Source organism: Pedobacter sp. N36a (genome assembly GCF_014472395.1).
Classification (GTDB): Bacteria; Bacteroidota; Bacteroidia; order Sphingobacteriales; family Sphingobacteriaceae; genus Pedobacter.
Genome location: NZ_JACSZW010000005.1, coordinates 326,015 through 343,188, shown reverse-complemented (window position 1 = coordinate 343,188; position 17,174 = coordinate 326,015). Strand labels below are relative to the sequence as shown.

Sequence of the window (17,174 nt, the reverse complement as noted above, 5' to 3'; positions counted from 1 at the left end):
TTACTTTTGTACCTGTTACCAATTAGAAAATAAAAAATGGCTCAATACGAATTATTGTTACCTAAAATGGGGGAGAGCGTTGCGGAAGCAACCATTATCAAATGGCTTAAACAACCAGGAGATATGATAGAATTGGACGATACGATTTTGGAAATAGCTACAGATAAGGTGGATTCTGAAGTTCCATCACCAATCGCCGGTAAGTTAGTTAAGCAGTTATTTAATGAAGATGAGGTAGTTCAGGTAGGTGCAGTCATTGCAATTATCGAAACAGACGCCAATGCAGCCGCTACACCAGCTGCAGAAGCAGTAGAAACTGTAGTGCCGCAGGAACAGGCTGAAGCAGTTTTAGCAGAAATCCCAGGTACCGAGCAGTTGTTGTCCAATGATAACGCTGAAGAGGCCCCTAAGCAAGGTTCAGATCGTTTCTATTCACCATTGGTGAAGAACATCGCCGCTCAGGAAAATATTGAATTGTCGGAGCTGGACAGCATTTCAGGAACTGGAGCAGAAGGACGATTAACAAAAGACGATCTTTTAAACTATATACAGCAAAGAACAGGTGGAGCAGCTAAGACTGAGTCAGTACTTGTAACCACAACTGCAGCTGCAGTGAGTCAGCCGGCAGCAAATACTGCAAAAGCAGCTACGGCAGTTAGTGTGAGTGGTGGTGATGAAATCATTGAGATGGACAGGATGCGCAGGCTGATTGCCGATCACATGGTGATGAGCGTGCAGAATGCACCACACGTGACCTCTTTTGTAGAAGCCGACGTAACCAATATGGTGATGTGGCGTGAAAAAGTGAAACGTAACTTTGAGAAACGTGAAAACGAAAAAATAACTTTTACACCGATCTTTATTGAAGCGGTAACCAAAGCCATCAAAGATTTCCCAATGATCAATGTTTCTGTAAATGGAACACAAATCATTAAGAAAAGAGACATTAATATTGGTATGGCAGCAGCATTGCCGAGCGGCAACCTGATTGTTCCGGTGATCAAAAATGCAGACCAGATGAACCTTTTAGGTTTAACCAAATCTGTAAATGACCTGGCTGTACGTGCACGTAATTCTAAATTGAAACCAGACGAAACTCAAGGCGGTACATTCACCCTGACCAACGTTGGTTCTTTTGGAAACGTGATGGGAACGCCCATCATCAACCAGCCTCAGGTGGCAATTTTAGCAGTGGGTGCCATTAAAAAGAAACCAGCAGTATTGGAAACAGAATATGGTGATGTGATTGCGATCCGTCACATGATGTTCCTTTCTCTTTCTTACGACCATAGGGTAGTAGATGGTTCATTAGGTGGATCATTTGTACGCCGCGTGGCAGATTACCTAGAAAACTGGGATGTCAACAGAGAAATCTAAAACTTTCGTGTAAAGACCTTAAGGAGCTTTACGTGGCTGATTGGAATATTTAATCAACGAAAAGGGCCCCGGAATTTCCGGGGCCCTTTTACGATCAAAACAAAAACTACTTTAGTTAAAAAACACTTCCTCTTCGGTCACAGTTTGAACCTGTTCTTCCGTATAGGTATACCTTCCGGTATGGGCAATAAATACCTCTTTTTGCTCCAGTAAACTACGGTTTTCCAATAATGTTTTCAAGCTGATGCTTCCGATTACATATTTGTAATCCTGACGTGAAAAGCGCTCTACGATATTTTCTACCTGTAACTGTGCTAGCGTATCCTCATTTGAGTAACGCAGATATACTTCAATGTTTACGTGATCAGTATGGATCAAACCATTTTGCTGATGGTACTTTTTATACTCATAACGATAATCATATCTTAAGGCAGCGATGTCGGAAAGTACGGCAGCACCTGTTGGGTGACCACCAGCGCCTTTACCGAAAAAGAACTGCTTGTCAGCGAAAGCTGCCTGAACAGTAACGCCATTGTATTCATTTTCTACATTGAAAAGGAAATCATCAGATTTCACAAACTTAGGGAGTACATAAGTTACCACTTGTTTGCTGCTGATTTTACGTGCGGTAGGAACCAGTTTAATCTTGAAGTTTTTCTCTTTTGCATACCTGATGTCGTCGTCATTCAGGTTTTGAATGCCGATGTTCAAAATGTCAGATGGATCGATAAACAAACCATAAGCATGTGCTGTGGCGATGGCCAGTTTGAATTTCGGATCGTAACCACCCACATCCATAATCGGATCAGTTTCCGCAAAACCAAGGTCTTGCGCTTGCTTTAAGGCCACACCATATTCCATGTTTTCATTGAAAATCTTAGACAAAATATAGTTCGAGGAACCATTAAAGATACCGCTGATACCATGCAGCAGTTCGTTGTTATAGTACTCTTCCAGGTTTCTGATGATTGGAATACTACCGCATACTGCACCTTCATACAATAAAGATACCCCATGTTTTTCCTGCAGTTCTACCAGTTCAGCAAGATGATTGGCAATCATTTTTTTATTGGCGGAAACTACATTTTTACCACTAATCAATGCACGTTTTGTAATGTGATAAGCGGCATCTGCATCATCAATCAATTCTACAATGGTATTGATTTCTTCGTTATTCAGGATTTCGTCGTGATCAGTAGTGAAAAGGTGTGCATCTAAGCTGCGTTTCTTTTCTGGATTTTTGATGGCGATTTTAATAATTTCCAGGTTGAGGTCCTGACCACGAATAATATCGTGTAATCCCTGACCTACAACTCCAAATCCAAATAATCCAATTTTAAGTTTCTTGCTCATCTAAGTACTATGCTGTTTTATGTAATTTAATTATTTTCTTGTTTGTGCTTTCTTTTAGGAAATTCCCGATCACATTGGTCAGGACATCCGTTTCAATCAGGAATCCATCATGACCATACGCAGAGTTTACACTAAAAAATTCTGCATCAGGAATGTGTTTGCTCAGGAACTGCTGTTCCGAAATCGGGAACAGCACGTCGTTTTCTATGCCGATTACTAGGGTATTGGCTTTAATAGTGGACAGCGCATCGATGATACTGCCCCGGTTTCTGCCTACATTATGACTATCCATCGCTTTGCTCAGGTACCAGTAACTATAAGCGTTGAAGCGTTTGCAAAGTTTTTCGCCCTGGTAGTTTTGGTAAGAAGAAGCGCGGAAGGATCCTGTTTTCTCATTCACGCTTTCCAATTGAGTGGCGGTATAGGCATCATAGCTTCTGTAAGATAATAAAGCAATGCTGCGTGCTGTTTTTAAGCCTTTTAATCCACCATCCGGTTTATTGGCGTAGAAAGACCTGTCGGAGCTAATCGCTAAACGCTGACTTTCATTGAAAGCGATTCCCCATGGGGAATGAACAGCGTTTGTGGCTACCAAAATTAGGTTTTGTATAGCTGTATTGTCTTCAATTGCCCATTCTACGGCTTGCTGGCCACCCAATGATCCGCCAATGAGTACTTTAATTTCTTCTATACCCAGGTGTTTGGCCAATAAGCGGTGGGCAGCCACCATATCACGGATTGTTACTTCCGGGAAAGCCAGGTAATAAGGCAATCCTGTAGTAGGATTTACACTTAATGGATTGGTGCTGCCATAATGGGAGCCCAATACATTGGCGCATACGATGAAATGCTCTTCAGGGTTAAACAGGTCATTGTTGCCAAACAATCCTTTCCACCAGTCCAGCACATCTGCATTCGCTGTCAAGGCGTGACAAGCCCAGATTACATTGTCTTTCTTGGCGTTTAATTTTCCATACGTCTGGTAAGCAAGCTCGATCTTGCGCAATTTCTTGCCATTTTCAAGTTTGAAAACTTTGGTGTGAGTATAGGTGGAAGTAGTGCTCATTGTGATGCTTTGGTAGTAAGGTTATTATTTAGCGGAGATAATGGCAAATGCCTGTTCAAAATCCGCTTTGATGTCGTCAATATGTTCGATGCCTACAGAAACGCGCAATAGGTTTGGCGTTACTCCTGCAGAAATCTGCTCTGATTCGCTCAACTGCTGGTGTGTAGTTGCAGATGGTTGGATGATCAGTGTTTTCGCATCACCTACATTCGCTACATGGCTTACTAATTTCAAGGAATCCACTAATGTGGTAGCCTGGCTTTTCTCTCCATGAAGTTCAAAAGAAAGTACGGCACCGAAACCATTCTGCAGGTATTTCTTTGCATTGGCATGGTAAGGGCTGCTTTCCAAACCTGGATAGTTTACTTTTTTCACTGCTTCATGGTTTTCTAACCAGGTGGCTAATGCCAGCGCATTGTCTACATGACGTTGCACACGAAGTGAAAGTGTTTCTAATCCCTGAATTAATTGGAAAGAGTTGAAAGGGGAGAGGGCAGGACCGAAATCTCTAAGGCCTTCTACACGGGCACGGATGGCGAACTGTATGTTGCCAAAGGGACCGCCGATGCCAAACACATCATTAAATACCAATCCATTGTATCCTTCCGAAGGTTCAGTAAATTGCTTGAATTTACCATTGCCCCAGTTGTAATTCCCACCGTCAACGATCACACCGCCAATGCTGGTTCCATGTCCGCCGATCCATTTTGTAGCCGATTGAACTACTATGTGTGCACCATGTTCCAATGGACGAAACAAATAACCTGCTGCACCGAATGTGTTGTCTACAATTAATGGAAGGCCATGTTTGTTGGCAATGGCTGAGATTTTTTCAAAGTCGGCAATACTAAAAGATGGGTTGCCAATGCTTTCTAAATAAAGCGCTTTGGTATTGGCATCAATCTTTGCTTCGAAATCTGAAGCGTCATCGCCATTCGCGAATTTCACTTCAATCCCTAAGCGCTTGAAAGCTACTTTAAACTGGTTATAAGAACCACCATATAAATGAGAAGAAGAAACGAAGTTGTCTCCGGCTTCCAGAATATTGTTTAATGCGATAAATTGTGCGGCCATTCCCGAACCTACAGCCACTGCTGCTACACCGCCTTCTAATGCAGCCACACGTTTCTCAAAAACATCTGTGGTTGGGTTCATGATTCTGGTATAGATGTTACCGAATTCTTTTAAAGCAAACAGATTTGCGCCATGTTCAGAATTCTTAAATCCATAAGAAGTAGTTTGGTAGATAGGTACAGCTCTTGAACCTGTTGTAGGATCAACTTCCTGACCTGCGTGTATCTGAAGAGTTTCGAATTTATGGTGGGTTGACATATTTTATCGTTTAAAAGGTTGAAATTTAGTTTTAGGTTTTCCATTCCTGTGGTTGAATCAGGATTGGATATAGGCGTATAGTGTACCTCAATGGAGGCCTTCCGGATGGATCAAGAATGCAAAAGGAAGATTTTTGAATTTATCGCATGCAACAGCACATACAAATTGTACGCTGTTTACTACAATAATTAAAAGAATCTGATGTAATTTTAACTGTTTTCATTGTCTTAATTTATCTCTCCAGAACGCACCATGCGAACCGGTCAGGAATTGGCACCTTCTCCATTTTGGGAGGGTTGCCAGTGGGTCAAAGAGCCTGTCTCTCGCCACTTCTTTATAAATCAAAACCCAGTTTAAGAGGGTGTTGACTTGAATAGCTTTCGCTAATAATAGTACAAATGTAAAGCTATTCACAAAATAACCAAAATATAATTCTGATTATTTTGCAAATAGTTGATTTATAGCGCTATAAAATTATGACACAAGGTAGTCGTTGCGTGATTTGAAGGATTTTTTAATCTAAAGCTTGTTTAAAATCTTCGATTAGGTCGTCTATATGTTCCAGTCCAACAGAGATCCGAATTAAATTCTGTGGTGTCTTGGTATCCGGGCCTTCCACAGATGCACGGTGTTCAATTAAGCTTTCTACGCCCCCCAGACTGGTTGCCTGAGCAAACAGTTGTACGGTATTGACTACTCGGCGTGCTTCTTCGGCGCCACCATGGACTAGAATGGATAGCATCCCTCCAAAACCACTCATCTGTTGTTTTGCGATTTCATGCTGAGGGTGTGCAGGTAAGCCAGGGTAAAATACGGCTTCCACTTTTGGATGTTTTTCCAGGTAGGTGGCCAATGCCATTCCATTTTCGCAATGACCACGCATGCGGTAAGGAAGGGTTTTTACACTTCTTAATAGTAAAAAGCAATCAAATGGGGAAGGTACTGCACCACCAATCTGCTGTATGTTCCTTACTTTTTCCCAGAATGGTGTCCTTTTGGCCGTGATTAAAGCACCACCCAGTACATCACTATGTCCACCAATATATTTGGTAGAAGAATGCATCACGATATCTGCCCCCAGCTCAATGGGCTTTTGTAAGCATGGCGAAGCAAAGGTGCTGTCGCAAGCCAGTAAAAGGTCATGGGCCTTGGCAATCTTAGAAATAGCCGCTAGGTCTGTTATCTTTAGTAATGGGTTAGAAGGTGTTTCCACCCAGATCATCACCGTGTTTTCTTTAATATAAGCTGAAATCCCTGCAATATTGGTCAGGTCTATGAAATCAATAGTTAAGGTATCTGCAAAGATCGATTGCAATTGCTTTTTGAAGCCCCAGTACATATCGTCAGGAGCGATGATATGGCTTCCTGGAGCTAAGGCCTGAAAAAGAGACATCCCTGCTGTATTTCCTGAAGAAAACGCACAGGCATCTGCACCATTTTCTAAATCTGTCAATACTTTCTCTAAAGCAGAGCGGTTCGGGTTACTGACACGGCTGTACATGTGTCCGCCAGAATAGCCACCATCTTCATCTCTAAAAAACGTTGTGGACAAATTAATAGGCGGTGTAACATCGCCAGTAGCGGATTTATATAAATTTCCGGAATGTATAGCTAAAGTTTCTGGTTTCATTTTCAGGTGGATAAATAGTTAATTGGGGAGCTGAAGCCCACAAAGCTAAAAGTAAAAAATATTCTGCTGAAGTTTTGGCAAGATTTATGTAATTGAAACAGTATTGTGACTTAATATGGTAAAAAGTGCATTTTTGTCAGCAGGTTCACAAACAATGAAAATTAAACAAATAAAAAAACAGATTGATATGAAAAGAATATTCCTGATCGCAGCCATTTTATGCAGTTCATTAATGGTATTGCAAAGTTGTTCTCCAAAAGGTGGAACAGGTACTGAAGTGGTGAAGAGAGGTGATGTTACTGGTACCTGGGTATTGAATGACATTACGTATGAAGGGATTCCTGAAGCTTCTGTTAAATCATTATTTGGTGAAGCAGCTCCAAATTGCTTTGTTGGCGGTACTTGGAGATTAACAAACAGCGGCAACGGTAGTTATAGCTTACCAGGCGGCGGCAATTGCGCAGCGAGAACACAATCTATTTATTGGTCGGCAAGTGTACCGGATCAGACTTTCCAGTTTAAGAAAATATATGAAGGCGATAAAGCTAAAAACGTAACTGAAGGTTACCGTTTAGTAATGTCCACTTCTTCAAAAGAATCATTGGTGATCAAATCACCAGTAGAATATGGCAATGCAACAGCTTATATCGTGTTACATTTCTCGAAAGCAGCAAAATAATTTTTGGTTAAATTTGGTTTAGGTAAAGGGACTCGTGGTTGGGTCCCTTTTTTTGTGCTTAAAAAAGCCTAATTTTGCGGCATTAAGGGAATACTATGATGTCAGACCTGATTATACTTTGTATAGTCTCTTTTTTTGCCGGTTTTATCGATGCGATTGTGGGTGGTGGTGGATTACTCCAAACTCCTGCCATCATGATTGTGTTACCTCAGTATTCGGTGGCTACACTTTTTGGAACCACAAAAATCCCTTCTCTTTCCGGAACTGCTTTTGCCGCCTGGAAGTACTCACAGAACGTAAAGCTAAACTGGCCGCTGCTGATTTACATTGCAATAGCTGCATTTATCGGAGCGGTATTGGGCGCACACAGCATTACGCTGATCGACAATACCATTATAAAGCCGATCGTTTTTGCCATCCTTATTATGGTTGCGGTTTATACTTATTTCAATAAAAAATTTGGTGTCCACCAGGAAAAGGAGCATACGGTGCTTCAGCAGTTGCTGATCGGATTGCTTTTTGGTTTTACCATTGGCTTTTATGATGGCTTAATCGGCCCTGGAACAGGTACATTTTTCATTCTTGCCTTCATTGCCTTAATGGGTTATGATTTCCTGCATGCCAGTGCAAGCGCAAAACTGATCAATATGGCCACCAATATCGCAGCAATCTGCTATTTTGGAAGCACCGGACACATCCTTTATGAGTTTGCCATTCCTATGGCTTTCTGCAATGTGGGCGGTTCATTTCTGGGAACCAAACTTGCCCTGCTGAGAGGCAATAAATTTATACGCATCTTTTTTTTACTAGTGGTTTTCGGGACGATCCTGAGGTTTGCCTATGATATTTTTATCAAAGCATAATTGTTGTTTATGGCGCTGAGGAAGGTTACTTTTTCGTGCCCAATTGATATTTAATGAAGAAGAATAAAGTTTTTGTGTTTGGGATTTTGATTTTCGGTCTGTTGATCGCTGTTTTCGCCTTTGGCTTGTCGACGATTAAAACCGATGTGGCAGTGAGAAGACCGGTTAATTTCCCGGCAATTGTGCAGCAAGGACCTGCGTTGACAGTAGAGGGGGTTACCCTCGGACAAAAGTTATTTGATGATGCATTGCTTTCTAAAAATGGAAAGGTAGCCTGTGCTTCCTGTCACAATCAAACTGACGGCTATGCGAGTAAAGGGATAAAAATCAACCCAGGGGTCAATGAAAATATCCATGGTACAAAGAATACGCCCGCTTTAATGAACCTGCAATGGAAGGCTTCTTTTTTCAGGGATGGAAGAGAATCGCATTTGCGTAACACGGCAATTAATGCCTTAACCAGTCCGGCAGAAATGGGAGAGACCATGCTGAATGTGGTGGCTAAACTGAATGCTTCTCCCCTATATAAGCATTACTTCAAATCGGTTTTAGGCGTAGATACGATACAGGAAAAAGATGTAACCGGAGTGATCGAACAATACCTGCTATCGCTGGTGTCTGCAAATTCACGTTATGATAAACTCGTGGTAAAACAAGAAAATACCTTTAGCCCAGCAGAACTGGGAGGCTTAAAGCTTTTCAAAGAGAAATGTGCTACTTGTCATGCGGGCGATTTGTTTACCGATGAATCTTTGAGAAATATCGGAACAAGTACCGCGAATGATCCGGTGAAAAAGTTTAAAGTTCCTTCTTTAAGAAATATCGAAGTTACTGCACCTTATTTTCATGATGGCCGTTTTGCTACTTTAGAAGAAGTGATGGTACACTATGCGACTGGTGTGCATCAGGAAAAGGATTTAGATCCCTTAATGCAGACGAATGGAAAAGCAGGAGTCCCATTAACAGATCAGGAGCAGAAAAAGGTGGTGGCCTTTTTGAAAACGCTGACTGACGAGGCTTTTATCAACAAAATGACACTTCAGTAAGTATAATCGGTCCCACTATAAAAAAAGCCATTCCTGTTAAAAGGAATGGCTTTTTGCAAAATAACCAGGATAGGAATTTCCGGGAATTAAACTTTAGGGTTCAACATTTTGTAAATGCGATCGGCAAGGTCCTCATAATGACTTTTGATCAATGTATTAGTTGTGCTTGCCTGTAATGCTTTTACATTGGTCTGTAGTTTTTTCAATTCTGAACGTACCATCAGCCTCATGTCCGAAATATTAGGATTGTAAGGAGTAATGCCCATAATTGCATAACCCGATTCTACCACCGGTTTATCTAACTTCAATAACACACCTAAACGATCTGTGTAAGACCTTTGCAATGCTCTTTTGAAAACATCTGGTGTCTCTGAATTGAATATATAACCACGTAAATCAGTCAGCAGGTTGTTCACGGTATAGGCATTCGCTCCGTTTTTCGTCTCATCATCAATCATTCTGGCGAAACCATAAGTTTCCAATAGCGAAGTTAATACCTGATTCTGCATTTCTGTAATCCTGTGGTTCACTACCCCATAATCTACTCTTGCTAAAATGGAAGGGTTTAACAGCCAGTTTGGCGTGCTGAAAACCTGTTTGTTTAAGAAAGCTACAGCTTGCTGCTGCTTCGCTTTTGGCGTATAGCTGTACACTGCACCCGGTTCGTCTACCGTTTTTACATCTTCTTGCAAGCCACTGATGTTAGCCACCACATGGTTGACGTAGCGTCTGTATTGGCGGATCACCTCGTAATATAAATCACTTACATCTTCCAGTTCTTTACCAGGTTCATACGTCCATTTTTCCAGATTCGGAAGAATTCTTTTCAGGTTTTCAATACCGTAAGTACTCGCCTTCATGGCATTGTCGCCCAGGTCTTCACTTTGTGCACGTGGATCTATAGAACCTTGTTTTCCATAAAAATACAAGGGGTCTTTAGCCTTTTTCAAAATCATGGCATCCAGCGTCTTTTTCTCTTCTTTAGAAGATTTGTCGCCAGGGAAATAAGTATAACCGAATTTAATGGCATACTGATCATAAGCACCGATTTTAGGATAAATTTCTGTTACACCATCCGCCGGCTGCGCGATATAGTTGAAACGCGCATAATCCATGATGGAAGGAGCGGTACCATATTTTGCAGTGAAGGTTTTTGAGCGTAGAGAATCTACAGGAAATGCTGCACTGGAGCCAAAGTTATGGAGTAAACCTAAGGTGTGACCTACTTCATGAGAAGACACAAATCTAACTAGCTGTCCCATTTGAGCATCACTGATTTCTGAACCTCTAGCTTGTGGATTGATCGCTGCTGTTTGTACGAAAAACCAGCTTCTCAACAGTGACATCACATTGTGATACCAGCCGATATGACTTTCCATGATCTCTCCGGATCTTGGATCTGCAATCCTCGGACCGTAAGCATTCTCAGTAGAAGAGGCAAAATAACGGATCACAGAATAGCGTGCATCCTCGGTACTAAATTCCGGATCCTGCTGAGGAGTCGGTGCTTCTTTAGCTATAATTGCATTTTTAAAACCTGCGGCTTCAAAAGCAGTATTCCAGTCGTTCACCCCCTGAATTAAGAAAGGAACCCACTTTTTAGGCGTTGCAGGGTCTATATAGTATACGATTTGTTTTTTTGGTTCTACCAGCTCACCACGGCTATAAGCCGCTTCATCTTTTGGTTCTAACTTCCATCTTTGAATGTAAGCAGTAGGGGTAACATGTTTGTCGGAAACACCAAAATCAAGCTGTCTTTCTGTGAAGTAACCCACTCTTTTGTTCTCCAGACGTGCTTTCATTGGTTCTTTAGGCAATAATAACATGGAAGTATTTAAACCAAAGGTCATCGCACCAACAGTTTTATCAGTCGGCAATTCCGGACTTCTATAAGTTTTTACCGTTTTCACTTCTATGTTGGTAGGAAAACTTTTTGCAGTATCAATGAAAGAGCGGGTATTGTCGATGCCAGCAATTTTATAGGTCTTTTTCAGGCCTTCTGGTAAAGACATTCCAGGAATATCACCGTTGTAAAAGTCGGTAACGTCGATTAAAACACCTTTGCCATTTGCACTGAAAGCTTTAATGTCAAAAGCGGCAAGAATAGGCAGTGCATTAGAGTTTTCCAATGCCTGATGTAAATCTGATGATTTATCTGCTACGAATTTAAAGTTAGGAACTCTGATGAATATTTGTTTGTCGTGCTTTTCCCAATTCCAAACTTGGTTGTTCAGCATTTCACCACCATATTGCGCTCTGGATTCTCTTAAAGCCACAGGTGTTTGTGTAAATCTGGTCACGACCAGTAGGTCTCTGCCCAATAGTGAATCCGGGATTTCAAAAAAGTATTTCTGATCTACTTTATATACATTGAACAATCCTTCATCGGCTTTCGTGCCTGCAGGGATAATTTCTGAGAACTTTTTGATGGTGCTTTTTTTTACCGCATTTTTTGAGGTGGTATCCTGTACCGCTTTTCCGGCCATGCTGCCAGGCCATTTTGTTTGCTGTGCAAAGGCGGTTCCGCCGATGAGAACAGGAAATAGGAGGAAGAAAGCAGCCCTTGTCAGGCTGCTATTCTTTTGTTTAAAGGTAGATTCGAAATTCATGAACAGATTAAATTGATATTTATGTTTCTGAGGAGCTGGATTACCAGCCCTCGTTTTGTGGTTTAAGGTTTGGATTGGTCGCGATTTCCGTTAAAGGAATTGGCTGCCAGTAGTTTTTATCGGTAAAGACTCTGCTGCCTGATTTTTTTGCTACAAAGGTTAAGCTGCCATTGGTCGCTTTGGTAATGGTGACGCCATTCACTGATTTATTAAGGATATTTGCTGCTTCCTTCCAGCGACGTAAATCGTTATAACGGGTCTGGTCTTCGAAAGCCAGCTCAATCCTGCGTTCATGGCGGATTTTTGCACGCATTTCCGGCTGAGTTAAGCCTGTTGGCAGTTCTGGCATTTTTGCTCTTTTGCGAATGTCATTGATGGCCTGATAAACAGTAGCGTCTGGTCCAATCGCTTCATTCTGTGCTTCTGCATAGTTTAAAAGTACTTCTGCATAGCGCATGATCACCCAATTGGTGCTGCTAGTTACGTTCACATCTTTGTTGTAATCGAAATCTTCAGCGATGAATTTCCGGATATAAAAGCCGGTAGGTGTAGGGTTGGACGTAGGCATGTCTTTACCTTTAGCGAAGGTTTCTACGGCTCTTCCTTTAAAGCTGGCATTGTTGTACAATACAGATTTTTCGAAACGTGGATCGCGGCCTGCATAAGGGTCGGAAGCCAGGTAACCAGATCCGCTTTCGCCGATCATCTTGCCGTTTTTCATTTCGTACTCATCAACAATTTCCTGAGTAGGGGCATTGGTGCCTTTTCCTCCATATCCTGCCGGACTATTGTTTTTATCGAAACTGTGTTGTTTCTCACCTTTCAATCCATTGTAACGGAATTCCAGGATGTCCTCTGGTTTAACCAGTACGTTTTTTTTCAGGAAAGGATCGTTATAATCTGCTTGTAAGCTATAATAAGCGGTGTTTATCACCTTTTTTGCTGCATCAGCGGCTGCCTGCCATTTGTCTAAACTATTGGCAGGATTGTTCAGCGAACTTGCTGCCCATAGTAAAACGCGGCTTCGAAAGGCCTGTGCAGCGGCACTGGTAATCCTGCCATATTCTGTACCTGGCCAGGATGCTGGTAGTTCTTCGGATGCCTGGGCTAACTCAGCAGCGATAAAGGCCATGCCATCCTGCTGGCTAGTTTTAAAAGGCTTGTCCTGAGCTTCTTCTACTGGCTGTGCTTTTAGCAATAAAGGAACTTCCTTGAAACTGCTGAACAATTGAAAGTAAACGAAGGCTCTGAAAAAACGAGCTTGTCCTAACATATCTTTTCGTTGTGCTGGGTTCAATGCCGGCGCTGTTTCTGCTCTTTCCAGGAAGTAATTGATCTTTCTGATCTGCGCATAGCTGTCTTTCCAGAGGTTCTTTTGAGGAAAAGTAGTGGCATTGAAATCGCCGGTCAGGTAGCCGGAAATCTTGCTTTCTTCGCTTCCAATTACCTGAATATCGTCTGTGATCGCGGCAGGCAGGTAAGTCGCGGTAAAGCCGCTGTTCATGAAGTTGTAAAACTCATTTACAGACAATTTAATCAGTTCCGGATCTTCCCAAAGGCTGGCTTCCGAAATCAGGTTTAAAGGCTTTCTGTCCAGGAAGTCTTTCTTGCAGGAGCTCATGCTAAGCAGGCCTGCAAGGATGATGGTGGTGGTATATTTTGAAGGTATAAAGTTCATAATTGCTGATCTTTTCGATGAATAAATTAAAGGCCTAAACGAAGACCAAAAGAGAAAATCCGTTGTGGAGGGTAAGAGTTGGCAAAGGTGCCGGACGACTCAGGGTCGAACCTCCTGTTGTTGCTGACCGTAAATAGATTCTGTCCTTGAGCAGTAACTGTTAATGAAGAAACCCCAATCTGTCTCAATACCGTTTTCGGAATGCTATAAGACAATTGTGCGGTTCTCAGCTTGATATAGTTTCCGTTTTTAACGTAAAAAGTGGAAGGATATCTGTTGGCTTCATAGTTAGATAATAGTCTTGGGTAAGCCGCATCGGTATGTTCTGGTGTCCATCTGTCCAGGTGTAACTCGTAGAAGTTAGTTAAATCTGCAGCAGGCGCATAATTGATGTACACTCCTGTAGAGGCTTGGAATAAGGCATCAGCAGAGAAGTTTTTCCATTTGAAAGCCAGTGATAAACCGTAAACCGTTGGTGGAACGATATATCTGGTTTCCACATCACGATCGGCACTGCCGCTAAACAATTCTACTACGCCATCACCGTTTAGATCCACATACCTGATGTCTCCAGGTTTACCGCTCACCGGTGTAGCTCCAGGGCTGGTCAGGTATTTTGGCCAGTTGTCTACATCCTGCTGGTCTTTGAAAATACCATCTGCTTTCAGGATTCTTGCAGCACCCACCGGGCGTCCTTCCTGACGTAATCCTGGCAATACACTCTCGTTTTCGCCATAATCTACGACTCTGCTTTTTGTGAAAGTCATGTTTAAGCGTGCAGAGAAATTGACTTGTCCGATGTTGCTTTGGTGAGATAAAGCCAGCTCATACCCGTAGTAATATTCTTTTCCAAAGTTTTCTAATGCCGGGCTCAATCCGAAGGTAGAAGGTACATCATAACCTCTGGAACGTAGGATGTCATATTTAGATTTACTATAATAATCTGCTTCGATACCCAATTTACCAGCCCATAATAAGGCATCTAAACCGATGTCAAAAGCTTTCACTTTTTCCCAAGTAATATTGGTATTTGGAACGGTTGTATTGGTGATCCTGGTCATCGGAGAGATCGCATTTCCAGTACCGAACACATAACCTGCCGGGAAAAGACTGTAGTTGTAAAAGTAAGAATACAAGGAACCGCCATCATTACCTAGTTTACCGTAAGAAGTACGGAGTTTCAACTCGTTGATGAATGGATAATTGTCCTTAATGAAATCTTCTTCGGATAAGATCCATGCTGCTGATAAGGATGGGAATAAGGCTCTTCTTTTTCCTTTTGGATAGTATGGAGAACCATCGTATCTGAAGTTGCTTTCTAAAATATATTTGCTGTTGTAATTGTAGATAAAACGGGCAACGGCACTTTGGCGTGCGTTTTCCTGTGAACTCCCAGAACTTTTCTGCGTGCTTACATCTCCAAGGAATAGCTGGTCCACACTGGCAACAGGGTAGTTACTTCTTTCTGCAATGATGTTTTCTCCTTTGAATTCATTCTGCTCATATAAAGCCAATGCAGTAATGGAATGCTTGCCAAACAGTCTTTTGTAATTCAGGGAAACCTGTACGTTTACGTTGTCATTCAGGGAAACAGTTTCACTCAATGAAGCTTTCTCTGTTGCATTTTGCTGGGTATATTCGTCCTTTAAGGGATCCAATGAATACACTGGATAAGGCACGGTAAATGCTTTGGTTAAGGAGTTGTTCTTGTCCACTGTAACTACTCCATTTGCAGAAAGACCTTTGATAAAAGGCAGCTGCTGTGTGATTCTCAATGAGCTGGTGAAGATGTTTCTGCCTACTTTATTGTAACCGGCACCTTCCAATGCATCCGCTAATGGATTGCCTGAAAATCCTGAGAAAGCATATAAGCCATTGGAAAAACGAGCTGGAGATACTGAACCTAAAACCGACATTCTGCTGAAAATGCTTTCCGCATAAACGGCAGGGTTTTTCGCATTTTCAGTGATATAATTCAAACCCACAGAAAGGCTGGTAGTTGGCGTAACATCCAGGTCAAAATTACTGACTAAACCATAACGCTTCATTCCTGAAGTGCTGATGAGTCCTTGCTGGTCGGTATAGGTTCCACTGATAAAGTACCTGGAATTAGTGCTGCCGCCGTTTAAGCTCAGGTTATGTTTTTGTACAGAGGCATAATCTTTTAGCACAGTTTTGTACCAGTCAGTATTTGGATAACGATCCGGATCTGATCCGTCCTTGAATTTCTGAATTTCTTCTGGGGTATATTTTGTTCTTGGAGAGCTTCCTTTTTCTGCTTTATCATTGTCGAACATCTCATTGTTCAAAATGGCATAGTTGTAAGAATCCAGGAATTTAGGCAATCTTGTAGACTGCTGTATCCCGAAATTACCATTGTAGTTCATGGATACTTTATTGGATTTTCCACGTTTGGTGGTAATCAGGATCACACCGTTGGCGCCTCTGGCACCATAAACAGCTGCCGAAGCATCTTTTAACACACTGATGCTTTCGATGGAATTGGGATCTAGTTTGTCCATTTCCATGCCTATAATCCCCATACCTTCTCTGGCTACTCCATCAATCACAATCAGGGCTTCACCCATTCCACGGATTTTGATGGAAGAGCGGTCGCGGTCTGGTGTACCTGAAGTACTCATGTAAGACACCAATCCGGTTACTCTGCCCATTAAAGTATTGGATACGTTTACGGCGGGTGATTGTGTCAGTTCTTCTCCTTTGATCACTCCGATAGCACCAGTTACGAGTTTCTTTTGCTGTGTACCGTATCCGATGACTACCGCTTCGCTCAATTCACTCATGCTCATCGTCATGGATACATCGATCTGCGTTCTCTTTTGGATAGCAATTTCTTCTCTTTTGAAACCTAAATAAGTGAAGATTAAAGTTTGGTTGTCTTCAGCCTGGATTTTGTAAAATCCATCAGTGTTAGTGATGGCTACCGCTTTTCCTTCTTTCACCAAAATGGTAACTCCAGGCAATGGAATCCCTTTATCATCGGTCACTTTACCCTGGATCGTGATGATATTTGCCGAGGCAACTGGTGTTCTTACAGCCGCTTCTTTCAATTTAACTACGATGATGTTTTTTTCTATCGTGTAGGTCAAGGGTTGATCTTTGAAAATCTCTGTTAACGCAGTGCTCAGAGCCGTGTTTTTCAAATCTACGTTTAATGGTTTCGACTGGCTGATGACTTCGTTATTGTAGATAAAATAATAGCCGGTTTGCTTTCTCAGGTCTTGCAAAACGGATTTTAAGCTGGTATTGCGCTTAGAAATGCTGACGCGCTGCCCGTAGGAAGCCGTACTTACCTGTATACCCAAGGTAATCAGGATAATCAATGATAGTTTCATGATAATGAATACTTTTCTTACGGTTTTTTGGCCATAAGAGGAAATGACTTTAGAATGTAGTCGTTCTTTCATAAATTTGAAATGTTTAGGTTTAAGTTGAAGGCTGTGCAATTCCAGTGAAAACTGGAAAGTTCTTTAGGGTAAGCCTGAGCATTGACCTTCCCGGCCGCGAACCGGGTTGGTTA

The 17,174-nt window shown here is 42.0% G+C and carries 11 protein-coding genes and 1 riboswitch; of the genes, 4 read left to right on the top strand and 7 right to left on the bottom strand.

Going from position 1 to position 17,174, the window contains the following annotated elements:
• The first annotated feature begins 36 nt into the window (after positions 1–36).
• The gene (locus H9X96_RS12455; RefSeq protein WP_187666588.1) at positions 37–1,377 is read left to right on the top strand and encodes a dihydrolipoamide acetyltransferase family protein; all 1,341 of its coding nucleotides are present in this window, start codon (positions 37–39) and stop codon (positions 1,375–1,377) included.
• Between the two features lie 111 nt (positions 1,378–1,488).
• Here the strand turns inward: H9X96_RS12455 and H9X96_RS12450 are convergent, their stop codons facing one another.
• From H9X96_RS12450 to H9X96_RS12435, 4 genes are all read right to left on the bottom strand, one after another.
• Complete coding sequence (locus tag H9X96_RS12450) at positions 1,489–2,730, bottom strand: homoserine dehydrogenase (protein WP_187666587.1); 1,242 nt, start codon at positions 2,728–2,730, stop codon at positions 1,489–1,491.
• A 7-nt stretch (positions 2,731–2,737) separates the two neighbouring features.
• A complete protein-coding gene (gene metX / locus H9X96_RS12445) occupies positions 2,738–3,796 on the bottom strand; it encodes a homoserine O-acetyltransferase (protein ID WP_187666586.1) in 1,059 nt (352 codons plus the stop codon).
• Between the two features lie 24 nt (positions 3,797–3,820).
• Positions 3,821–5,128, bottom strand: a complete 1,308-nt coding sequence (locus tag H9X96_RS12440; protein ID WP_187666585.1) for an O-acetylhomoserine aminocarboxypropyltransferase/cysteine synthase family protein — start codon at positions 5,126–5,128, stop codon at positions 3,821–3,823.
• A 229-nt stretch (positions 5,129–5,357) separates the two neighbouring features.
• Positions 5,358–5,471: riboswitch (SAM riboswitch) on the bottom strand.
• 171 nt (positions 5,472–5,642) lie between these two features.
• Complete coding sequence (locus H9X96_RS12435; RefSeq protein ID WP_187666584.1) at positions 5,643–6,758, bottom strand: PLP-dependent aspartate aminotransferase family protein; 1,116 nt, start codon at positions 6,756–6,758, stop codon at positions 5,643–5,645.
• A gap of 187 nt (positions 6,759–6,945) precedes the next feature.
• Between H9X96_RS12435 and H9X96_RS12430 the strand changes: the two genes are divergently transcribed.
• From H9X96_RS12430 to H9X96_RS12420, 3 genes are all read left to right on the top strand, one after another.
• The gene (locus H9X96_RS12430) at positions 6,946–7,437 is read left to right on the top strand and encodes a lipocalin family protein (RefSeq protein ID WP_187666583.1); all 492 of its coding nucleotides are present in this window, start codon (positions 6,946–6,948) and stop codon (positions 7,435–7,437) included.
• Between the two features lie 95 nt (positions 7,438–7,532).
• Entirely contained in the window at positions 7,533–8,300 is a 768-nt protein-coding gene (locus tag H9X96_RS12425) for a TSUP family transporter (RefSeq protein WP_187666582.1), read from the top strand.
• Between the two features lie 53 nt (positions 8,301–8,353).
• Positions 8,354–9,346, top strand: coding sequence for a cytochrome-c peroxidase (locus H9X96_RS12420; RefSeq protein ID WP_187666581.1), 993 nt, complete (start codon positions 8,354–8,356; stop codon positions 9,344–9,346).
• Between the two features lie 86 nt (positions 9,347–9,432).
• Here H9X96_RS12420 and H9X96_RS12415 read toward each other — a convergent pair whose 3' ends face one another.
• The 3 genes from H9X96_RS12415 to H9X96_RS12405 are packed head-to-tail and all read right to left on the bottom strand — an operon-like array spanning position 9,433 to position 17,061.
• Positions 9,433–11,955: a zinc-dependent metalloprotease gene (locus H9X96_RS12415; RefSeq protein WP_187666580.1), complete on the bottom strand. Its 2,523-nt coding sequence runs from the start codon at positions 11,953–11,955 to the stop codon at positions 9,433–9,435.
• A gap of 40 nt (positions 11,956–11,995) precedes the next feature.
• Positions 11,996–13,633: a RagB/SusD family nutrient uptake outer membrane protein gene (locus tag H9X96_RS12410; protein WP_187666579.1), complete on the bottom strand. Its 1,638-nt coding sequence runs from the start codon at positions 13,631–13,633 to the stop codon at positions 11,996–11,998.
• A gap of 26 nt (positions 13,634–13,659) precedes the next feature.
• Entirely contained in the window at positions 13,660–17,061 is a 3,402-nt protein-coding gene (locus H9X96_RS12405) for a TonB-dependent receptor (protein WP_187666578.1), read from the bottom strand.
• Positions 17,062–17,174 lie beyond the last annotated feature (113 nt).